The 15,205-nt window shown below is 67.4% G+C and carries 17 protein-coding genes and 2 pseudogenes; 7 read left to right on the top strand and 12 right to left on the bottom strand.

What is annotated here, in order from left to right; all coding sequences use genetic code 11:
* Nucleotides 1–439: 439 nt before the first annotated feature.
* From AB7E83_RS24405 to AB7E83_RS24385, 5 genes and pseudogenes are all read right to left on the bottom strand, one after another.
* A pseudogene (locus AB7E83_RS24405) lies at nucleotides 440–1,018 on the bottom strand (thymidylate synthase); the annotation flags it as partial.
* A gap of 9 nt (nucleotides 1,019–1,027) precedes the next feature.
* Nucleotides 1,028–1,342, bottom strand: a complete 315-nt coding sequence (locus AB7E83_RS24400) for a CcdB family protein (RefSeq protein ID WP_428573435.1) — start codon at nucleotides 1,340–1,342, stop codon at nucleotides 1,028–1,030.
* 1 nt (nucleotide 1,343) lies between these two features.
* The gene (locus AB7E83_RS24395) at nucleotides 1,344–1,616 is read right to left on the bottom strand and encodes a type II toxin-antitoxin system CcdA family antitoxin (RefSeq protein ID WP_428573434.1); all 273 of its coding nucleotides are present in this window, start codon (nucleotides 1,614–1,616) and stop codon (nucleotides 1,344–1,346) included.
* 27 nt (nucleotides 1,617–1,643) lie between these two features.
* On the bottom strand, nucleotides 1,644–3,074 hold the full coding sequence (locus AB7E83_RS24390) for an FAD-binding oxidoreductase (RefSeq protein ID WP_428573433.1): 1,431 nt from the start codon (nucleotides 3,072–3,074) through the stop codon (nucleotides 1,644–1,646).
* Complete coding sequence (locus tag AB7E83_RS24385) at nucleotides 3,071–3,544, bottom strand: DUF2069 domain-containing protein (protein ID WP_428573432.1); 474 nt, start codon at nucleotides 3,542–3,544, stop codon at nucleotides 3,071–3,073. The genes AB7E83_RS24390 and AB7E83_RS24385 overlap by 4 nt, the downstream gene beginning before the upstream one ends.
* 25 nt (nucleotides 3,545–3,569) lie before the next feature.
* Between AB7E83_RS24385 and AB7E83_RS24380 the strand changes: the two genes are divergently transcribed.
* The gene (locus AB7E83_RS24380; protein ID WP_428573431.1) at nucleotides 3,570–4,772 is read left to right on the top strand and encodes a YihY family inner membrane protein; all 1,203 of its coding nucleotides are present in this window, start codon (nucleotides 3,570–3,572) and stop codon (nucleotides 4,770–4,772) included.
* Here AB7E83_RS24380 and AB7E83_RS24375 read toward each other — a convergent pair.
* The 4 genes from AB7E83_RS24375 to AB7E83_RS24360 form a co-directional block, all read right to left on the bottom strand.
* The gene (locus AB7E83_RS24375) at nucleotides 4,769–5,089 is read right to left on the bottom strand and encodes an Mpo1-like protein (protein WP_428573430.1); all 321 of its coding nucleotides are present in this window, start codon (nucleotides 5,087–5,089) and stop codon (nucleotides 4,769–4,771) included. The two genes, AB7E83_RS24380 and AB7E83_RS24375, sit on opposite strands and share 4 nt — an antisense overlap.
* Before the next feature lie 64 nt (nucleotides 5,090–5,153).
* Nucleotides 5,154–6,410 (bottom strand): cytochrome P450, encoded by a 1,257-nt coding sequence (locus AB7E83_RS24370; RefSeq protein WP_428573429.1) that lies wholly within the window; start codon nucleotides 6,408–6,410, stop codon nucleotides 5,154–5,156.
* Nucleotides 6,407–7,228, bottom strand: a complete 822-nt coding sequence (locus tag AB7E83_RS24365) for an alpha/beta fold hydrolase (RefSeq protein WP_428573428.1) — start codon at nucleotides 7,226–7,228, stop codon at nucleotides 6,407–6,409. The genes AB7E83_RS24370 and AB7E83_RS24365 overlap by 4 nt, the downstream gene beginning before the upstream one ends.
* 2 nt (nucleotides 7,229–7,230) lie before the next feature.
* Nucleotides 7,231–8,529 (bottom strand): O-acetylhomoserine aminocarboxypropyltransferase, encoded by a 1,299-nt coding sequence (locus AB7E83_RS24360; RefSeq protein WP_428573427.1) that lies wholly within the window; start codon nucleotides 8,527–8,529, stop codon nucleotides 7,231–7,233.
* 110 nt (nucleotides 8,530–8,639) lie between these two features.
* Between AB7E83_RS24360 and AB7E83_RS24355 the strand changes: the two genes are divergently transcribed.
* Nucleotides 8,640–9,104: a CBS domain-containing protein gene (locus AB7E83_RS24355; RefSeq protein WP_428573426.1), complete on the top strand. Its 465-nt coding sequence runs from the start codon at nucleotides 8,640–8,642 to the stop codon at nucleotides 9,102–9,104.
* Nucleotides 9,105–9,125: 21 nt separating this feature from the next.
* On the opposite strand, the gene AB7E83_RS24350 is transcribed toward AB7E83_RS24355, so the two are convergent.
* Nucleotides 9,126–10,334 carry a polyhydroxyalkanoate depolymerase gene (locus AB7E83_RS24350; protein WP_428573425.1) on the bottom strand — a complete coding sequence of 403 codons (1,209 nt, stop codon included), beginning with the start codon at nucleotides 10,332–10,334 and terminating at the stop codon, nucleotides 9,126–9,128.
* Between the two features lie 103 nt (nucleotides 10,335–10,437).
* Between AB7E83_RS24350 and AB7E83_RS24345 the strand changes: the two genes are divergently transcribed.
* Complete coding sequence (locus AB7E83_RS24345) at nucleotides 10,438–11,094, top strand: glutathione S-transferase (RefSeq protein WP_428573436.1); 657 nt, start codon at nucleotides 10,438–10,440, stop codon at nucleotides 11,092–11,094.
* An 88-nt stretch (nucleotides 11,095–11,182) separates the two neighbouring features.
* On the opposite strand, the gene AB7E83_RS24340 is transcribed toward AB7E83_RS24345, so the two are convergent.
* Complete coding sequence (locus AB7E83_RS24340; protein ID WP_428573424.1) at nucleotides 11,183–11,605, bottom strand: cupin domain-containing protein; 423 nt, start codon at nucleotides 11,603–11,605, stop codon at nucleotides 11,183–11,185.
* An 82-nt stretch (nucleotides 11,606–11,687) separates the two neighbouring features.
* Between AB7E83_RS24340 and aroC the strand changes: the two genes are divergently transcribed.
* From aroC to AB7E83_RS24320, 4 genes and pseudogenes are all read left to right on the top strand, one after another.
* Complete coding sequence (gene aroC / locus AB7E83_RS24335) at nucleotides 11,688–12,785, top strand: chorismate synthase (protein ID WP_428573423.1); 1,098 nt, start codon at nucleotides 11,688–11,690, stop codon at nucleotides 12,783–12,785.
* The gene (locus AB7E83_RS24330) at nucleotides 12,785–13,945 is read left to right on the top strand and encodes an MFS transporter (RefSeq protein WP_428573422.1); all 1,161 of its coding nucleotides are present in this window, start codon (nucleotides 12,785–12,787) and stop codon (nucleotides 13,943–13,945) included. Before aroC ends, AB7E83_RS24330 begins: the two co-directional genes overlap by 1 nt.
* A gap of 42 nt (nucleotides 13,946–13,987) precedes the next feature.
* Nucleotides 13,988–14,095, top strand: a pseudogene (locus AB7E83_RS24325) (short-chain dehydrogenase); the annotation flags it as partial.
* Nucleotides 14,092–14,760 (top strand): DsbA family oxidoreductase, encoded by a 669-nt coding sequence (locus AB7E83_RS24320; protein ID WP_428573421.1) that lies wholly within the window; start codon nucleotides 14,092–14,094, stop codon nucleotides 14,758–14,760. The pseudogene AB7E83_RS24325 and the gene AB7E83_RS24320, both read left to right, overlap by 4 nt.
* Here AB7E83_RS24320 and AB7E83_RS24315 read toward each other — a convergent pair.
* The gene (locus AB7E83_RS24315) at nucleotides 14,757–15,200 is read right to left on the bottom strand and encodes a response regulator (protein ID WP_428573420.1); all 444 of its coding nucleotides are present in this window, start codon (nucleotides 15,198–15,200) and stop codon (nucleotides 14,757–14,759) included. The genes AB7E83_RS24320 and AB7E83_RS24315 overlap by 4 nt on opposite strands.
* Nucleotides 15,201–15,205: the final 5 nt, after the last annotated feature.

Here is a 15,205-nt window from a genome sequence, read left to right as displayed (position 1 = left end):
GCCCACCGCGTCGTGCGTTCGTCGCAAGCGACGCCCGCCGCCGTGGACATCTCTGCACCCTTGGCAACCCGCACGGAATCCACCTAAGAATCGGGGAAAGCTGTTCAGACAAGCGGAGCCACTTCTCTCCACGTCTAGGTACGGGAGGTACTCATCAATGCTGAACTCGCTTGGCTTTTCCCCGGCGTACTCGGACTCTATGTAGTCCAAGAAGAGGGTTAGTCTGCCCGCGTACCGCTCAACCGTAAGAGGAGCGTACTTCCCCTTGGTGCGCTCAAGTGAGCGGAGGAACCTGCTTGGCAGCTCCGCGGCCCGCTCCAAGTCGTCCAGCATCAGAAAGCGATAGCGGCCGTCGGCGTCGGTGTGCAGCTCCATTCCTGGACTTTGCCATGAGGAAGCGGCACTTGGAATGGGGCACTCCCGCCTGGTCGTTGCCTCTGTGGACAACCAAGCTGGATTGAACAAAAGAGAATTGGTAGGCAAATAGGAAGATGTCCGCACTGCGTTGATACAGCTGGCACGACAGCTTGCCGTCCGCCACGTAGAACTGGAAGAAAGCGTGGCAGGGCGCGAGCGCCATCTTCGAGAGGTCCGCGACGTTCCAGGCGCTCACGATGATGCGGCGCGAATCGGGGTTGGTCCGGATGGTCTTGATCGCTTCCGAAATCTGGTCGATGTGCCCGCCGTCCGGCGTGGGCCAGCTGCGCCACTGCACGCCGTAGACCGGGCCGAGGTCGCCGTTTTCCCGCGCCCACTCGTCCCAGATCGTCACGCCGCGCTCGCGCAGCCAGTTGTTGTCGCTCGATCCCTTCAGGAACCAGAGCAGCTCGACGATGATGGACCTGAGGTGCACCTTCTTGGTCGTGACGAGCGGAAAGCCTTCGTTCAGGTCGAAGCGCATCTGGTAGCCGAAGACGCTGCGCGTCCCCGTCCCCGTGCGGTCGGTCTTGGCCGTGCCATGCGTGTAGACATGGCGCATGAAGTCTTCGTATTGACGATGCACGATGGGCGGTGGCATTTCAGGACCCTAGTAGGCGCCGAGCAGGGTGTCCAGGGCATCCTGGATCTCGAGCCGCGCGCTGTTCATGTTCGCCACGGGGCGGCGGAGTTCGGCCATCGGCACTGCGCCGATCGCGGCGGCGTCCAGCACCACCTTGCGCCCTTCGACGACCAGCTCGGGGTTCAGGTTTCGCGTTCGCGGCGGGAAGGACGCCGAGAATCGGAGCGGTACGACGACCCTCGTCTCGAGAGGACCGAGGAAATCATTCTGCACGTCGATGAAATACGGGACCTTCTTCCGCTCCTCCGGGTCCGGGTTGGCATAGATGTCGTAGCGTGCCACGTCAATCCTTCTGCCGCCCGTCACCCAGGCCCTTGCCGAACGTCCGGTACTTGGCCAGCGGCAAGCCCTCGCGGCGAACGAACTCGTTGTAGGCCTCCATGGCCCCGCGGTTGTCCTCGCGCCACTTTTCCCAGTAAAGACGCTTCACTTCTTCGGTGAGCAGGACATCGACCGTCTGCGAAATGTTGATTCCCAGTTCCTTGGCCATCTCCAGTGTCTTCACCGTAAGCGTCAGGTTGGTAGGCCGCTTTCCGCCGTCGTCGGATCGCATCATGATGGGGCTCCATGATTCATGCGCATATCATACGCGCACGTTCTCGGGAGCTTGCACCACCCGCCCCGGATTCAGCGTCCCCTCCGGATCCAGCGCCTGCTTCACCGCGCGCATCATGGCCAGCGCGACCGGCGATTTGTACTTCGGCAGCTTCTCCACCTTCAGCGACCCTACGCCGTGTTCCGCCGAGATCGAGCCGGCGAAGCGCTGCACGTTGTCGTAGACGATCGTGTTGACGCGCTCTTCGTATTCGTCGAGGAAGGCGGCCGGGTCGCCGCCCACGGGCGCCTGCACGTTGTAGTGCAGATTGCCGTCGCCCAGGTGGCCGAAGTTGACGAGGCGCACGCCGGGGATTTCGCGCGCGAGCGCGGCGTCGGTCAGCGTGCAGTACTCCGGAATGCGCGAGACGGGCAGGGCGATGTCGTGCTTGATGTTCAGGCCTTCCTCCGCCTGCGCCATCGGAATCGATTCCCGGATGTGCCAGAGCTGGTGCGCCTGCGCAAGGTTCTCGGCGACCACGGCGTCGGTGACGTGCCCTTCTTCCATCGCGAGTTCCAGCAGCGCCTCGAAACGCGAGCGCGCATGCGCGTCGGATTCCGAGTCCGAGTTCTCCAGCAGCACGCAGTACGGCGTGGACTCGTACAGCGGTACGCGCATCTGCGTGAAGTGCTTCGCCACCAGCGACAGCGCGAACTGCCCCATCACTTCGAACCCCGTGAGCGCCGCGCCCAGCTGCTTCTGCGCGAGCCCGAGCAACTTCACCGCCTCGTCGAGCGAGGGCACCGCGGCCCAGGCCGTCAGGGTCGCCGCAGGAAGAGGCTGCAGCTTCATGGTCGCGGCCGTGACGATGCCGAGCGTGCCTTCGCTCCCGATGAACAGGTCGCGCAGGTCGTAGCCGGTGTTGTCCTTGCGCAGGCCCGAGAGGCCGTCCCACACTTCCCCCTGCGCCGTGACGACTTCCAGCCCCAGGCACAACTCGCGCGCATTGCCGTAGCGCAACACCTGCGTGCCGCCCGCGTTGGTCGACAGGTTGCCGCCGATGGTGCAGCTGCCCTCGGCGGCCAGGCTGAGCGGGAACAGAAAGCCCGCCTGCGCAGCGGCCTCCTGCAGCGACTGCAGCACGCAGCCCGCTTCCACCGTCATCGTGAGGTTGGCCGCGTCGAGCGCGCGCACCTTGTTCATCCGCGAGAGGCTCAGCACGACCTGCGTGCCGGTCTTGTCCGGCACCGAGCCGCCGACCAGGCCCGTGTTGCCGCCTTGCGGCACGATGGTGGCGCCGGCCGCCACGCAGGCGCGAACGACGGCCGCGACCTCTTCCGTCGAGCCCGGTCGCACCACCGCCAGCGCCTTGCCCCGCCAGCGCTTGCGCCAGTCGACTTCCCATGCGCTCAGGTCGCCGTCGGCGAGGACGTTGCCCGCGCCGACGATGCCTCGCAGTTTGCCGAGCAGATCGTTCATGCCGCCACCTTCTTCCTTGGACCCAGCCGCAGCCACACGTGCATCACGCATGCCGTGAAGAGGGCGAGGCACAGCACGATCTCGATGCCGGCGAGCGCCGCGCTCATGCCGCGGTCGCTGTACGCGCGCACCACGCCCTCGATGAAATAGAACCACACCAGCAGGCTGACCCACCGGTACGTGTACATGCGCCGGCGCAGCAGGCCCGCGAGGGGGATGCACAGGGGCAGCGCCTTGATCACCCACCACGAGCCGCCGGGCCGCAGCGGCGCGAGCCACAGTTCCCACAGCACGCTCAGCACGATGAGACCGATGAGACTGCTTGCGGCGAGCCAGCGCGTGGCGTCGACGCCGGCCGTCGTCGTTCCCGCGGAAGCGGGAGTCCCGGGCGCCTCGACGCCGGATCCGGAAGTACTGGGTCCCCCCCTTCGCGGGGAGGACGGCTCGGGCGTGTTCGTGTCGTGATCCATGAGTGCGATGGCATCATAGCGGCCGATGCAGACACCCCCGCTCCGCGCCCAGCTCGCGCGTTTCCCCTGGAAGCACGCGGTGCTGACGCTGCGCGAGCGCTTCCGCGAAGACCGGCTCGGCATCACCTCCAGCAGCCTCACCTTCACCACCGTCATCGCGCTCGCGCCCTTCTTCACGCTCGCGCTCGCGGTCTTCACCGCGTTCCCGATGTTCGGGAAGCTGCAGACCAGCCTGCAGCAGTGGCTGGTGCAGAGCCTCGTGCCCGACGCGATCGCGCGGCAGGTGCTGGGCTACCTCACGCAGTTCGCGGGCAAGGCGAGCCGCCTCGGCGTGCTCGGCCTCGGCGCGCTGCTCGTGACGGCGCTCGCGCTCGTGCTCACCATCGACCGCACGCTCAACAACATCTGGCGCGTGAAGCGCCCGCGTCCGCTCGGCCAGCGCGTGATGGTGTACTGGGCGGTGATGACGCTGGGGCCGCTGGTGCTGGCCGCGAGCTTGAGCATCACTTCGTATGCGATCTCCGCTTCGCGCGGACTCGTCGCTTCCATGCCGGGCGGCGTGCAGTTCATGCTCGATCTCGTGGAGTTCCTGCTGCTGGCCGCGGGGCTGAGCGCACTCTACCGGTTCGTGCCCAACACGCCCGTGCGGCCCGCGCACGCGATCGCGGGCGGCCTGTTCGCGGCCATCGGCATCGAGCTCGCGAAGCGCCTGCTCGCCTGGTACATCGGCCTGGTGCCGACCTATTCGATGGTGTACGGCGCCTTCGCGACCGTGCCGATCCTGCTCGTGTGGATCTACATGGGCTGGGTGATCGTGCTGCTCGGCGCGCTGTTCGCCGCGTGCATTCCGAGCCTGCTGGCCGGCACCCCGCGGCGCGCGAATGCGCATGGCTGGCAGTTCCAGCTGGCGCTGGAAACGATGCAGCATCTGCAGGCGGCGCGCGCCACGCCCTCGCGCGGCCTGAGCGCCGCCGCGCTCGCGACGCGGATGCAGGTCGACCCCCTGCAGCTGGAGCCGGTGCTCGAGACCCTCGTGCGGCTCGACTGGGTGGGCCGGCTCAACGAGAAGGAGGACGATGCGCAGATGCGCTACCTCCTGCTGGCCGATGCGGAGTCCACCGCGCTCGAACCCCTGATTCGCGCGCTGCTGCTGCCCCCGAGCGACGCAACGGCGAAGCTCTGGCGTTCGGGGCGGCTCGACGCCCTGACCCTGAGGGACGTCCTCTAGAACGGGATCTTTCCGCGCCAGATGTCGCGGTACATCGCGTAGTCGCCCACGAAGCTGTAGAACGGGTATTTGAACGTGGCCGGGCGGTTCTTCTCGAAGAAAAAGTGGCCGACCCAGGCGAAGGCATAGCCGGCCACGAGCCCGGCGAGCAGGAACCACGCATTCATCGACAGGATGGCCGTGAGCAGCAGCACGCTGCCGACCGTCGTTCCCACGAAGTGCAGCCGCCGGCTGGTCCGGTTCTTGTGCTCGTCCAGGTAGAACGGATAGAACTCCGCGAAACTCGCGAAGGTGCGCGGCTCGGTCGTCGAAGTCATCGGACAGTCTCCTTCTCTTGTTCCCTCTCCCGCTTGCGGGAGAAAGTGGGGGCGAGGGCAGGTGTCAGGTCTCGAACGGCGCCTGGAGGAATCCCCTGAAGCGGACCCTGGCGCCTCTCACCGGCGGTGCCGACAAGCGATACGCCGGAAATCTTGCCAGAAACCGCCCGATGGCGATACGCCCCTCGAGTCGCGCGAGGCTCAGGCCCGCGCACTGGTGGATGCCGAAACCGAAGGCGAGGTGGCGATTGTTCCGGCGCTGCAGGTCGAGACGATGCGCGTGCTCGAACTGTGCCGGATCGCGGTTCGCCGCGCCGATGCCCAGCGTCACGAGCGCACCCTCGGGCAGCGCCACGCCGCCCACCTCGCAGGCACGCAGCGCGCGTCGGTTGCCCAGCTGGTTCGACGATTCGAAGCGCAGGAATTCCTCCACGGCGCATTCCATCGCCTCGTCGTCGAGGTGATGCAGCAGCCATGCCTTCTGCTCGGGCCATTCCTGCAGCGAGGCCAGTGCATTGCCGATCAGGTTCGTCGTGGTCTCGTGTCCTGCGTTGAGGATGAAGATGCAGTTCTGCAGAAGTTCGACTTCCGACAGTTGCTCGCCGGCTTCCTCGCCCTGAATGAGGCGCGTGAGCACGTCGTGTTCCGGGTCGCCGGGTTGCCTGCGCCGGTGCGCGACGAGCCCGCGCAAGTAGTCGACGAACTCGGTGACGCTTCGATTGCCGTGCTCCGCCTGCTGCGGGGTGAGCTTCGGCTCGAGCGCGCCGAGGATCGCGAGCGACCAGCCGCGCAGCGGCGCGCGGTCCGCGTGCGGCACGCCCAGCAGGTTGCCGATGACCTCGACCGGAATGGCCGATGCGAAGTCCTCGATGAGGTCGCAGCCGCCTTTCGATGCGATGTCGTCCAGCAGGGTATCGACCAGCCGCACCAGCCCCGGCTCCATCTCCGAAATCGCCCGCCGCGTCATCGCGCCCATGATCAGCTTGCGCACGCGCGTGTGCAGCGGCGGGTCGTTGAAGACGAGGCTCGTCGTGTGGTGCTCGAGCAGCGGCGCGCCCGCGCCGTACTTCGGCGTGAACTCGATCTTCTTGTCCGAGCTGAAGTTGTGCGCATCGCGGTAGACGGCGACGAGGTCCGCATGGCGCGTGAGGAAAAAGCTGCCGTCGGGCAATTGCTTTACCGGCGCGGCCTCGCGCAGCGCGTCGTAGACGGGGAAGGGGTTCGCGTAGAAGTCGGGGGGCAGGGCGCGCAGGTCGAACGACGCAGCGATCTCGTGCGCGCGTTCGCGGGTCATGGGCGGGGTGATGACGACGTCGTTCATCGCGCCGTCAGGAACCGCTTCAGCGCAAACAGCGTCTCGTCCGGCGCCTCGTTCATCTGGTGATGCCCGACCGCCATCGCATGCACCTCGAAGCGCTTGCCCGTCGCGCGTGCCTTCTCGATCAGCGCCTGCGCCGCCTTCGGATGCGTCATCTGGTCCTGCGCGCCCAGCAGGAAGAGCACGGGGCAGGCGACTTTCTCCATCGCGTTCTCGCCGTTCGCATAGATGTCGCAGGCGACGAAGCCGCGATGGAACACGTTCACCTTCGGGTTGCTGCGCAGCACGCGGCGGTTGAGCGCCTTGGACGTGCCCCAGACCCACGTGCCGGGGCCGAGCGCGGACGGCGGCGGCGCCAGCGTGGAACGCGAAAAAACGCTGATCATGTGGATCGCCTTCTCGGGGTCGGCGAGGGAGGTCTCGATCAGCACCGGCGAGACCTTCATCGGGAACGCCGTGCCCACCAGCACGAGGTGCGTCACGCGCTGCGGCATGCGGCTCGCCGCCTCGAGCGCGATGAGCGAACCCCAGCTGTGGCCGACAAGCGCGGCCTTCTCGACGCCGGCCGCATCGAGCAGCGCCACGATGAAATCCGCGGCTTCCTCGACGGAAGACGGCGCCTCGCCTGCGCTGCGGCAATGCCCGGGCAGGTCGACCGCCAGCACGTTCCACCCGTGATTCGCCATGTAGCGCGACTGCAGGATCCAGACGCTGTGGTCGTGGAGCACGCCGTGGATGAAGACGACGGTCGGCCGCGACGCGTCGAACGCCTTGCCGCCGGTGTAGCAGTAGGCGCGCGCGCCGTTGACGGTGAGTTCCATGCTCAGGCTCCCTTCTCCGCGGCCTTCAAGGCGCGCTTGAGGTCGTCGATGAGGTCGTCCGCATCTTCCAGCCCGATCGAAAGGCGGATCGTGCCCTGGCCGATCCCCGCGCCCGCCAGCGCTTCGTCGCTCATGCGGAAATGCGTGGTGCTCGCCGGGTGAATCACCAGCGAGCGGCAGTCCCCCACGTTTGCGAGGTGACTGAAGATCTTCAGCGTCTCGATGAACTTCTTGCCCTGTTCGCGGTTGCCCTTCATGTCGAAGCTGAACACCGAGCCCGCGCCGCGCGGCAGCAGCTTCTGCGCAAGCGCATGGCTGGGGTGCGATTCGAGCATGGGATGGCCGACCTTCTCGACGAAGGATTGCGACGCGAGGAACTCCACCACCTTGCGCGTGTTCGCCATGTGCTTTTCCATGCGCAGCGGCAGCGTTTCGATGCCCTGCAGGATCAGCCATGCCGTGTGCGGACTCATGCACGCGCCGAAATCGCGCAGGCCTTCGCGGCGCGCGCGCAACAGGAACGCGCCGACCGTCGACTCCTCCGTGAACACCATGTTGTGGAAGCCGTCGTAGGGCGCGCTCAGCTCGGCGAATTTGCCCGATGCCTCCCAGTCGAAGCTGCCGCCGTCGACGATCACGCCGCCGATCACCGTGCCGTGGCCGGAGAGGAACTTCGTCGCGGAGTGATACACGAGGTCGGCGCCCAGTGACAAAGGCTTCATCAGGTAGGGCGTCGTGAAGGTCGAATCCACCAGCAGCGGCACGCCGTGCTCGTGCGCGAGGGCCGAGACCGTCGGGATGTCGAGCACGTCCAGCCCCGGGTTGCCCACCGTTTCGCCGAACAGCAGCTTCGTGTTCGGCCGGATCGCCGCCCGCCACGCGTCGATGTCGCCCGGCTTCACGAACGTCGTCTCGATGCCGAAGCGGCGCATCGTGTAATGCAGCAGGTTCTGCGAGCCGCCGTACAACGCCGTGCTCGCGACGATGTGCGAGCCCGCGCCCATGAGCGTGGCCACGCTCAGGTGCAGCGCCGCCTGGCCGCTCGCGGTCGCGATGGCGCCGATGCCGTCTTCGAGCGCGGCCACGCGCTGCTCGAACACGGCAGTAGTCGGGTTGCTGATGCGGGAATAGACGTGGCCGGCGCGTTCGAGGTTGAAGAGCGCCGCCGCATGGTCGCTCGACTCGAACACGAAGGACGTGCTCAGGTGGATGGGCACCGCTCGCGCGCCCGTCGCCGGGTCGGGCGCGGCGCCCGCGTGCAGCGCGAGCGTGTCGAAGCCGGGATCGGAGTAACCGGGCATGAAGCAATCCTCCTTGGCACCGCCTCTGGTGCCCTGCGGCATTGTGGGCTATATTCATTTCGACCCGTCGTCGCAGGGAGGCGGCAGAGGGAAGCAAAGGAGATGAGGCCATGAAAGTCAGCGACATCCTGCGCGTGAAGGGCAGCACGCTCTACACCGTCACGCCCGGCGAGCCGCTGGCCCGCGCCATCGACGTCATGGCCGAAAAGGACATCGGCTCGCTCGTGGTCATGGAACACGGCGACCTCGTGGGCATGCTCACGTTCCGCGAAGTCATCCTGTGCATCGTGCGCAACGGCCATACGGTCGGCGAAACCACCGTCCGCACGGCGATGGACGACCATCCCACCACCTGCACGCTCGAAACCGAGCTCGACGAGGTCCGCCGCATGATGCTCGAGCGGCACGCGCGCTACATGCCCGTGATGGACCAGCGCATGCTCATGGGCGTGATCAGCTTCTACGATGTCGCGAAGGCCGTCGTCGACAGCCAGAACTTCGAGAACCGCATGTTGAAGGCCTACATCCGCGACTGGCCGGCGAGCGGAGACGAGCAGCCGTCCGCGCAGCTCTGAGCCCCCCGGGCGGCCGAAGCGTTACGCCGCCCCGTGGATCATCTCCCGCACGCGCGGGTAGATCTGCCCATTCCACTTCCTTCCGCTGAACACACCGTAGTGCCCCACGCCGGTCTGGATGTGGTGCAGCTTCATGAAGGGCGGGATGCGCGTGCAGAGGTCGTGCGCCGCGACCGTCTGGCCGACGGAGCAGATGTCGTCGCGCTCGCCTTCCACCGTCAGGAGCCACGTCCGGCGGATCGCCGAGGGACGCACCGGCCGGCCGCGATAGGTGAGCGTGCCCGCCGCGAGGTCGTAGGTCTGGAACACCTTCTCCACCGTCTCCAGGTAGAACTCCGCGGGCAGGTCGTTCACGGCCAGGTACTCGTCGTAGAACACGCGGATCACGTCCGCCTGTTCCACCTCGCCCTTGACCAGATGGTCGAAGAGGTTGCGGAACTGCTGCTGGTGCCGCTCCAGGTTCATGCTCAGGAAGGCGGTGAGCTGCAGGAAGCCGGGGTAGACGCGCCGCATGTGGCCGGCATGCGGCAGCGGCACGTGGCTCACCAGGTTGCGTTCGAACCATTCGATGGGCTTGCCGGTCGCGAGCCGGTTCACCTCGGTCGGGTTCACCCGGCAATCGACCGGGCCGGCCATCAGCGTCAGGCTGCGGGGCTGGGCCGGGTCTTCATCCTCGGCCATCAGGGCCGCTGTGGCGACTGCGGCCACGCACGGCTGGCAGACGGCGACCACGTGCGTGCCCGGCCCGATGTGCCGCAGGAACTGCATCAGGTAGTCGGTGTAGTCGTCGAGGCCGAAGGCGCCGTGGCGCAGGTGCACGTCGCGAGCGTTGTGCCAGTCGGTGATGTAGACATCGTGGTCGGCGAGCAGGGTGCGCACGGTCTCGCGCAGAAGCGTGGCGAAGTGGCCCGAGAGTGGCGCGGCGAGCAGCACCGGCGGGCCGCCGCTCACGCCCTCCTTGCGGAAGCGGATCAGCGTGCCGAAGGGCAGCCGCAGCACGTTCTCCTCGACGACCGGGACGTCGGTCTCGCCCATGCGGACCGAGGCGATGCCGTAGGCCGGCCGGGTGTGCGTGAGCCGCATGCGCGAGAAGACATCGAGCGCGGCCGACATCTTGCGCAGCGCCGAGCCTTCGGTGTTCGCCCACCAGAGCAGGCCGGCATGGTGCTGCGCCCAGAGGCGCCAGGGCGCGGTGGCATCCGATTGCGCCTGGTAGGCGTGATAGAGCATGCAGCACGCACAGCAATATGCGCGCCAGCTTCGCACCGTCTTGGCACAACGCTTGCTCGGTGCGTTCGACGGGGGCGTGGTGCTCCCCGCAACGGAGCGCGACATGGCCAAGGCGGTGCTGACGATCAGCAGCAAGAACTACGGAGCATGGGCCCTGCGAGGCTGGCTGATGGCGAAGCTCGCCGGTCTCGAATTCACGGAGAAGATCATTCCGCCGGACGACCCGGCAATGAAGGCCGAGATGCTGCTGCTCGCCTCGTCGATCCGCGTGCCTTCGCTGCGGCACAACGGCATCGACGTCTGGGACACGCTCGCCATCGGCGAGTACCTGCACGAGATCAAGCCGAAGGCGCTACTGCTGCCGGCCGACGCGAAGGCGAGGGCGCATTGCCGCGCCATCTGCGGCGAGATGCATTCGGGCTTTTCCTCGCTGCGCAGCGCGCTGCCCATGAACATCAAGGCCCGCTTCAAGGACTTCAAGGTGTGGTCGCGCGCGCAGGCGGACATCGACCGCGTGCTCGCCATCTGGCGCGAATGCTTCGCGGCCTACGGCGGGCCCTTCCTCTTCGGCGCGAAGCCCTGCATCGCCGACGCGATGTACGCGCCGGTGGTGACGCGCTTCATCACCTACGGCATTCCGCTCGACAAGGCCTGCATGGCCTACTGCAAGCGGGTGATGGAGCTGCCCGCGATGCAGGAATGGGTGGCCGCAGCCGCCGAAGAGCCCGAGGAAATCGACGAGCTCGAGGCGGAATTCTGAGCCCCCACGCTCCCCGCATCGCGAGGATCGCTCCCCCCCGAGGGGGCTGTTTCGCCTTGGGGCGGCCCGGCGGCGAAACGTCTTCGTTTTACGCCCAGGGCGTCGGATCGGGCACCGCGCAGGGCGCTTCGACGTCCACCGACTTGAAGTCCGCCGGCGACACGATCTCCAGGTACTCCATGTCGGGCGAGTAGTCGAACAGGTAGTGGCGGATGCCGGGGCGCTGATGCACGCAGTCGCCGGCGGACACCAGCGTCTCCTTGTCCTCGTACATGAAGCGCGCCCAGCCTTTGAGCATGATCACGATCTGGAAGTCCGCTTCATGGCGGTGCCAGCCCGTGCCCTTCTCGGGTGCCATGTTCGCCTTGACCAGGTGCGCGATCACCTTGCCGTGCGTGGCTTCCGCGACGCCGAGGTCGCGGTAGAGGAAGAAGTCGCGCAGTCCGCCGGAGACGTATTCCGTGTCGGCGGGCTTCACGTGGGAGAACAGGGTCTGGGTTCGGTCCAGCATGCATCGGCTCCTCGGCGCCGGATTCGGCACCGCGACAGGGCCCATGCATCAACCGTTCCCGCCCGTTTGGGATAATCGCCGCATGAGCGGCAGCACCTTCGGCAATCTTTTCGCGGTCACCAACTTCGGCGAGTCCCATGGACCCGCCATCGGCTGCGTGATCGACGGGTGCCCGCCCGGCATGGAACTGTCCGAGGCCGACCTCCAGCCCGACCTCGACCGCCGCCGCCCCGGCACCAGCCGACACGTGACGCAGCGGCAGGAGGAAGACAAGGTCGAAATCCTCTCGGGCGTCTACGAAGGCCGCACGACCGGCACGCCGATCTGCCTGTTGATTCGCAACATGGACCAGCGAAGCAAGGACTACAGCGAGGTCGCGCAGAAATTCCGCCCCGGCCACGCCGACTACACCTACCTGCTCAAGTACGGCCTACGCGACCCGCGCGGCGGCGGGCGCTCGTCGGCCCGGCTCACGGCGCCGATGGTCGCGGCCGGCGCCGTCGCCAAGAAGTGGCTGCGCGAGAAGTACGGGACCGAATTCCGCGGCTGCATGCAGCAGGTCGGCGACATCGCCATCGGCTTCGAAAGCTGGGACCACGTCCCGAACAACCCCTTCTTCGCGCCGGTGGCCGATGTGTCGAAGCTCGAGGCTTACATGGACGGCCTGCGCAAGTCGGGCGACTCGTGCGGCGCGCGCGTGCGCGTGACGGCGTCGGACGTTCCAGTGGGCCTGGGCGAGCCGTTGTTCGACAAGCTCGACGCCGACATCGCGTTCGCCATGATGGGCATCAACGCGGTGAAGGGCGTCGAGATCGGCGCCGGCTTCGGCAGCGTCACGCAGCGCGGCACCGTGCATGGCGATTCGCTCACGCCCGCCGGCTTCGCCGGCAACAACGCGGGCGGCGTGCTCGGCGGCATCAGCACGGGGCAGGACCTCGACGTGTCCATCGCCATCAAGCCGACGAGCTCCATCATCAGCCCGCGCGACACCATCGACATCCAGGGCCAGCCGACGCAGGTCATCACCAAGGGCCGCCACGACCCCTGCGTGGGCATCCGCGCCACGCCCATCGCCGAGGCGATGCTCGCGCTCGTGGTGATGGAGCATGCGCTGCGCCATCGCGCCCAGTGCGGCGACGTGGTCGCGCCGCTCGCCCCCATCGAGTCGTCCTTCCTCTGATGGCGGGCCTGGCGAAGGCCGACCGCCCGCTCATTCCCTTCGCGGCGCTCGGCGCGGTCTATTTCGCGCACATCGGTTTCTTCAATCCGTACCTGCCGCTGTGGCTGAAGGCGCAGGGCTACCCCATCCTCGTCATCAGCCTGCTCGCCTCGGTGCAGTCGTCCACGCGGCTGTTCGCGCCGTATGCCTGGGGTGCGCTGTCCGACCACACGGGCGAGCGGGTGAAACTGCTGCGCATCAGCTCCTTCATCGCGCTGCTGTGCTGCGCCGGGCTGTATGTCGAGGGCGGCGTGTGGTGGCTGGGCTTCGTGCTGTTCGTGCTCTTCACGCACACGAGTTCGATGATGTCCCTGACCGAGGCGGCGATGGCGCATCTCGTGGCCGGCGACTGGGGCCGCTACGGCCGCGTGCGCCTGTGGGGCTCGGCCGGCTTCCTCGTCACCGTGTTCGCGGCCGGCGCGTGGTTCGAGGGCCATGGCATGGGCAGCTTCCCCGAGTGGACGGTGGCCTCGCTCGCGCTCGTCTTCCTCTGCACCCTGTGGCTGCCCGACCTGCGCGAGGCGCCGCGCCATGCCGAGCAGGCGAAGGAGCCCATCGGCCCCGTGCTGCGCCAGCCGGCGGTGCGCTGGTTCTTCGCCTCCCTCTTCTTCCACGTCATGGCGCACTTCGCCATTTATGGCTTCCTGTCGCTCTACCTCGACGCGCTCGGCTACGCGAAGACGACCATCGGCATCCTCTGGGGCGTGTCGGTGGTGGTCGAGATCGCGTGGTTCTGGACGCAGGGGCGGTGGATGGGGCGCTTCACGATGGAGCGCTGGCTGATGATCTGCGGCGTGGCGACGCTCGTGCGGATGGCGCTGACGGCCGGGCTGGGCGGCTGGCTGGCCGCGCTCTTCGTCGCGCAGGCGCTGCATGCCCTGACGTTCGCCACGCACCACACGGCCTGCATCGCGATGGTGACGAAGCATTTCCCCGGCCGGCTGCGCGCCCGCGGCCAGGCGCTTTTCACGGTGATCGGCTATGGCCTGGGCGGGGTGCTCGGCGTGCTGGCGGGCGGTGCCCTTGCATCACGCTGGAGCCTGGAAGTCGTCTTCGCAGCGGCGGCCGGGCTGGGGCTCGTGGCGACGGCGTGCGCGTGGCGGGCGCAAAGGACGAGCTGAGCTTTTCATGTCCCTGCGCGGGCATCGGCCGCGTCCTGCCGCAAGAGTACGGACTTCAAGCGGCCCGCGCACTTATTCCTTGCTGCGCCTGTGTGTTCCAGCTACATCACCGGGATCGTCCAGCCGATTACGGGTAGTGTGGGGGGATGAAGACCTCCGTCAAGATCGATTTCGTTTCCGACGTCGCGTGCCCGTGGTGCGCAGTCGGCCTCGCGTCGCTGGAGCGCGCGCTCGAGAAGGTGTCGCCCGACATCGACGCCGAGCTGCGCTTCCAGCCCTTCGAGCTCAATCCGCAGATGGGCGCCGAGGGGCAGGACGTGACCGAGCACCTGACGCAGAAGTACGGCAGCACGCCCGAGCAGCAGTCCGCCGCGCGCGAGAACATCCGCCAGCGCGGCGCGGCCGTCGGCTTCGAATTCAGCCCGGTCGGCCGCGGGCGCATCTGGAACACATTCGACGCGCACCGTCTGCTGCACTGGGCGGGTCTGCAGTCGGCCGCGCTGCAGCATGCGCTGAAGCTGGCCTTGCTGAAGGCGTATCACGGCGCGGGCCGCAGCATGGCCGATGCGTCCGTGCTCCTCGACGCGGTGGCCGAAGCGGGCCTGGATCGCGAGGAGGCGAGGGCGGTGCTCGACGACAAGCGCTTCACGCAGGAGGTGCGCGAGGCCGAGCAGTACTGGCAGAGCATGGGAATCACCGCCGTGCCCTCGGTCGTCATCAACGACAAATGGCTGGTGCAGGGCGGCCAGCCGCCGGAATATTTCGAGCAGGCGCTGCGGCAGGCCGCGGGCGCGGCGAAAGAGGCTCAGGCTTAGCCGAGCTCGCGCGGCTGCTCGTTCACCGTGACCCAGAACTCGTAGAGCTGGCGCATCTTGCGGCGCAGCTCGTCGAAGTCGGTGGCCTTGCGCACGTAGCTGTTGGCCCCGCTCGCGTAGCAGGTGGAGATGTCGTTCTTCTCGGTCGAGGAGGAATGCATGACGACCGGCAGCGTCGCGGTCAGCGGGTCGGCACGGATCGCCCGCAGCACCTCGAGGCCATGCATGCGCACCAGCTTCATGTCGAGGATCACAAGACGCGGCTGCTGCGACGTGTCGCGTCCGGCGTGCGCGCCCCGGCCGAGCAGCCAGTCGAGCGCCTCCACGCCGTCGGAGGCCGTCATCACGTCCGCCTCGTCGCAGCACTCGCCGAGCGCGAGCATGGTGAGCTCCAGGTGGTCGGGATTGTCGTCGACGACGAGGATGGCGGGCGTGCTCATGGCGT

The sequence above is a fragment of the Ramlibacter sp. genome, assembly GCF_050250995.1.
GTDB lineage: Bacteria > Pseudomonadota > Gammaproteobacteria > Burkholderiales > Burkholderiaceae_C > Ramlibacter.
This window is presented reverse-complemented; position numbering and strand designations above follow the sequence as displayed.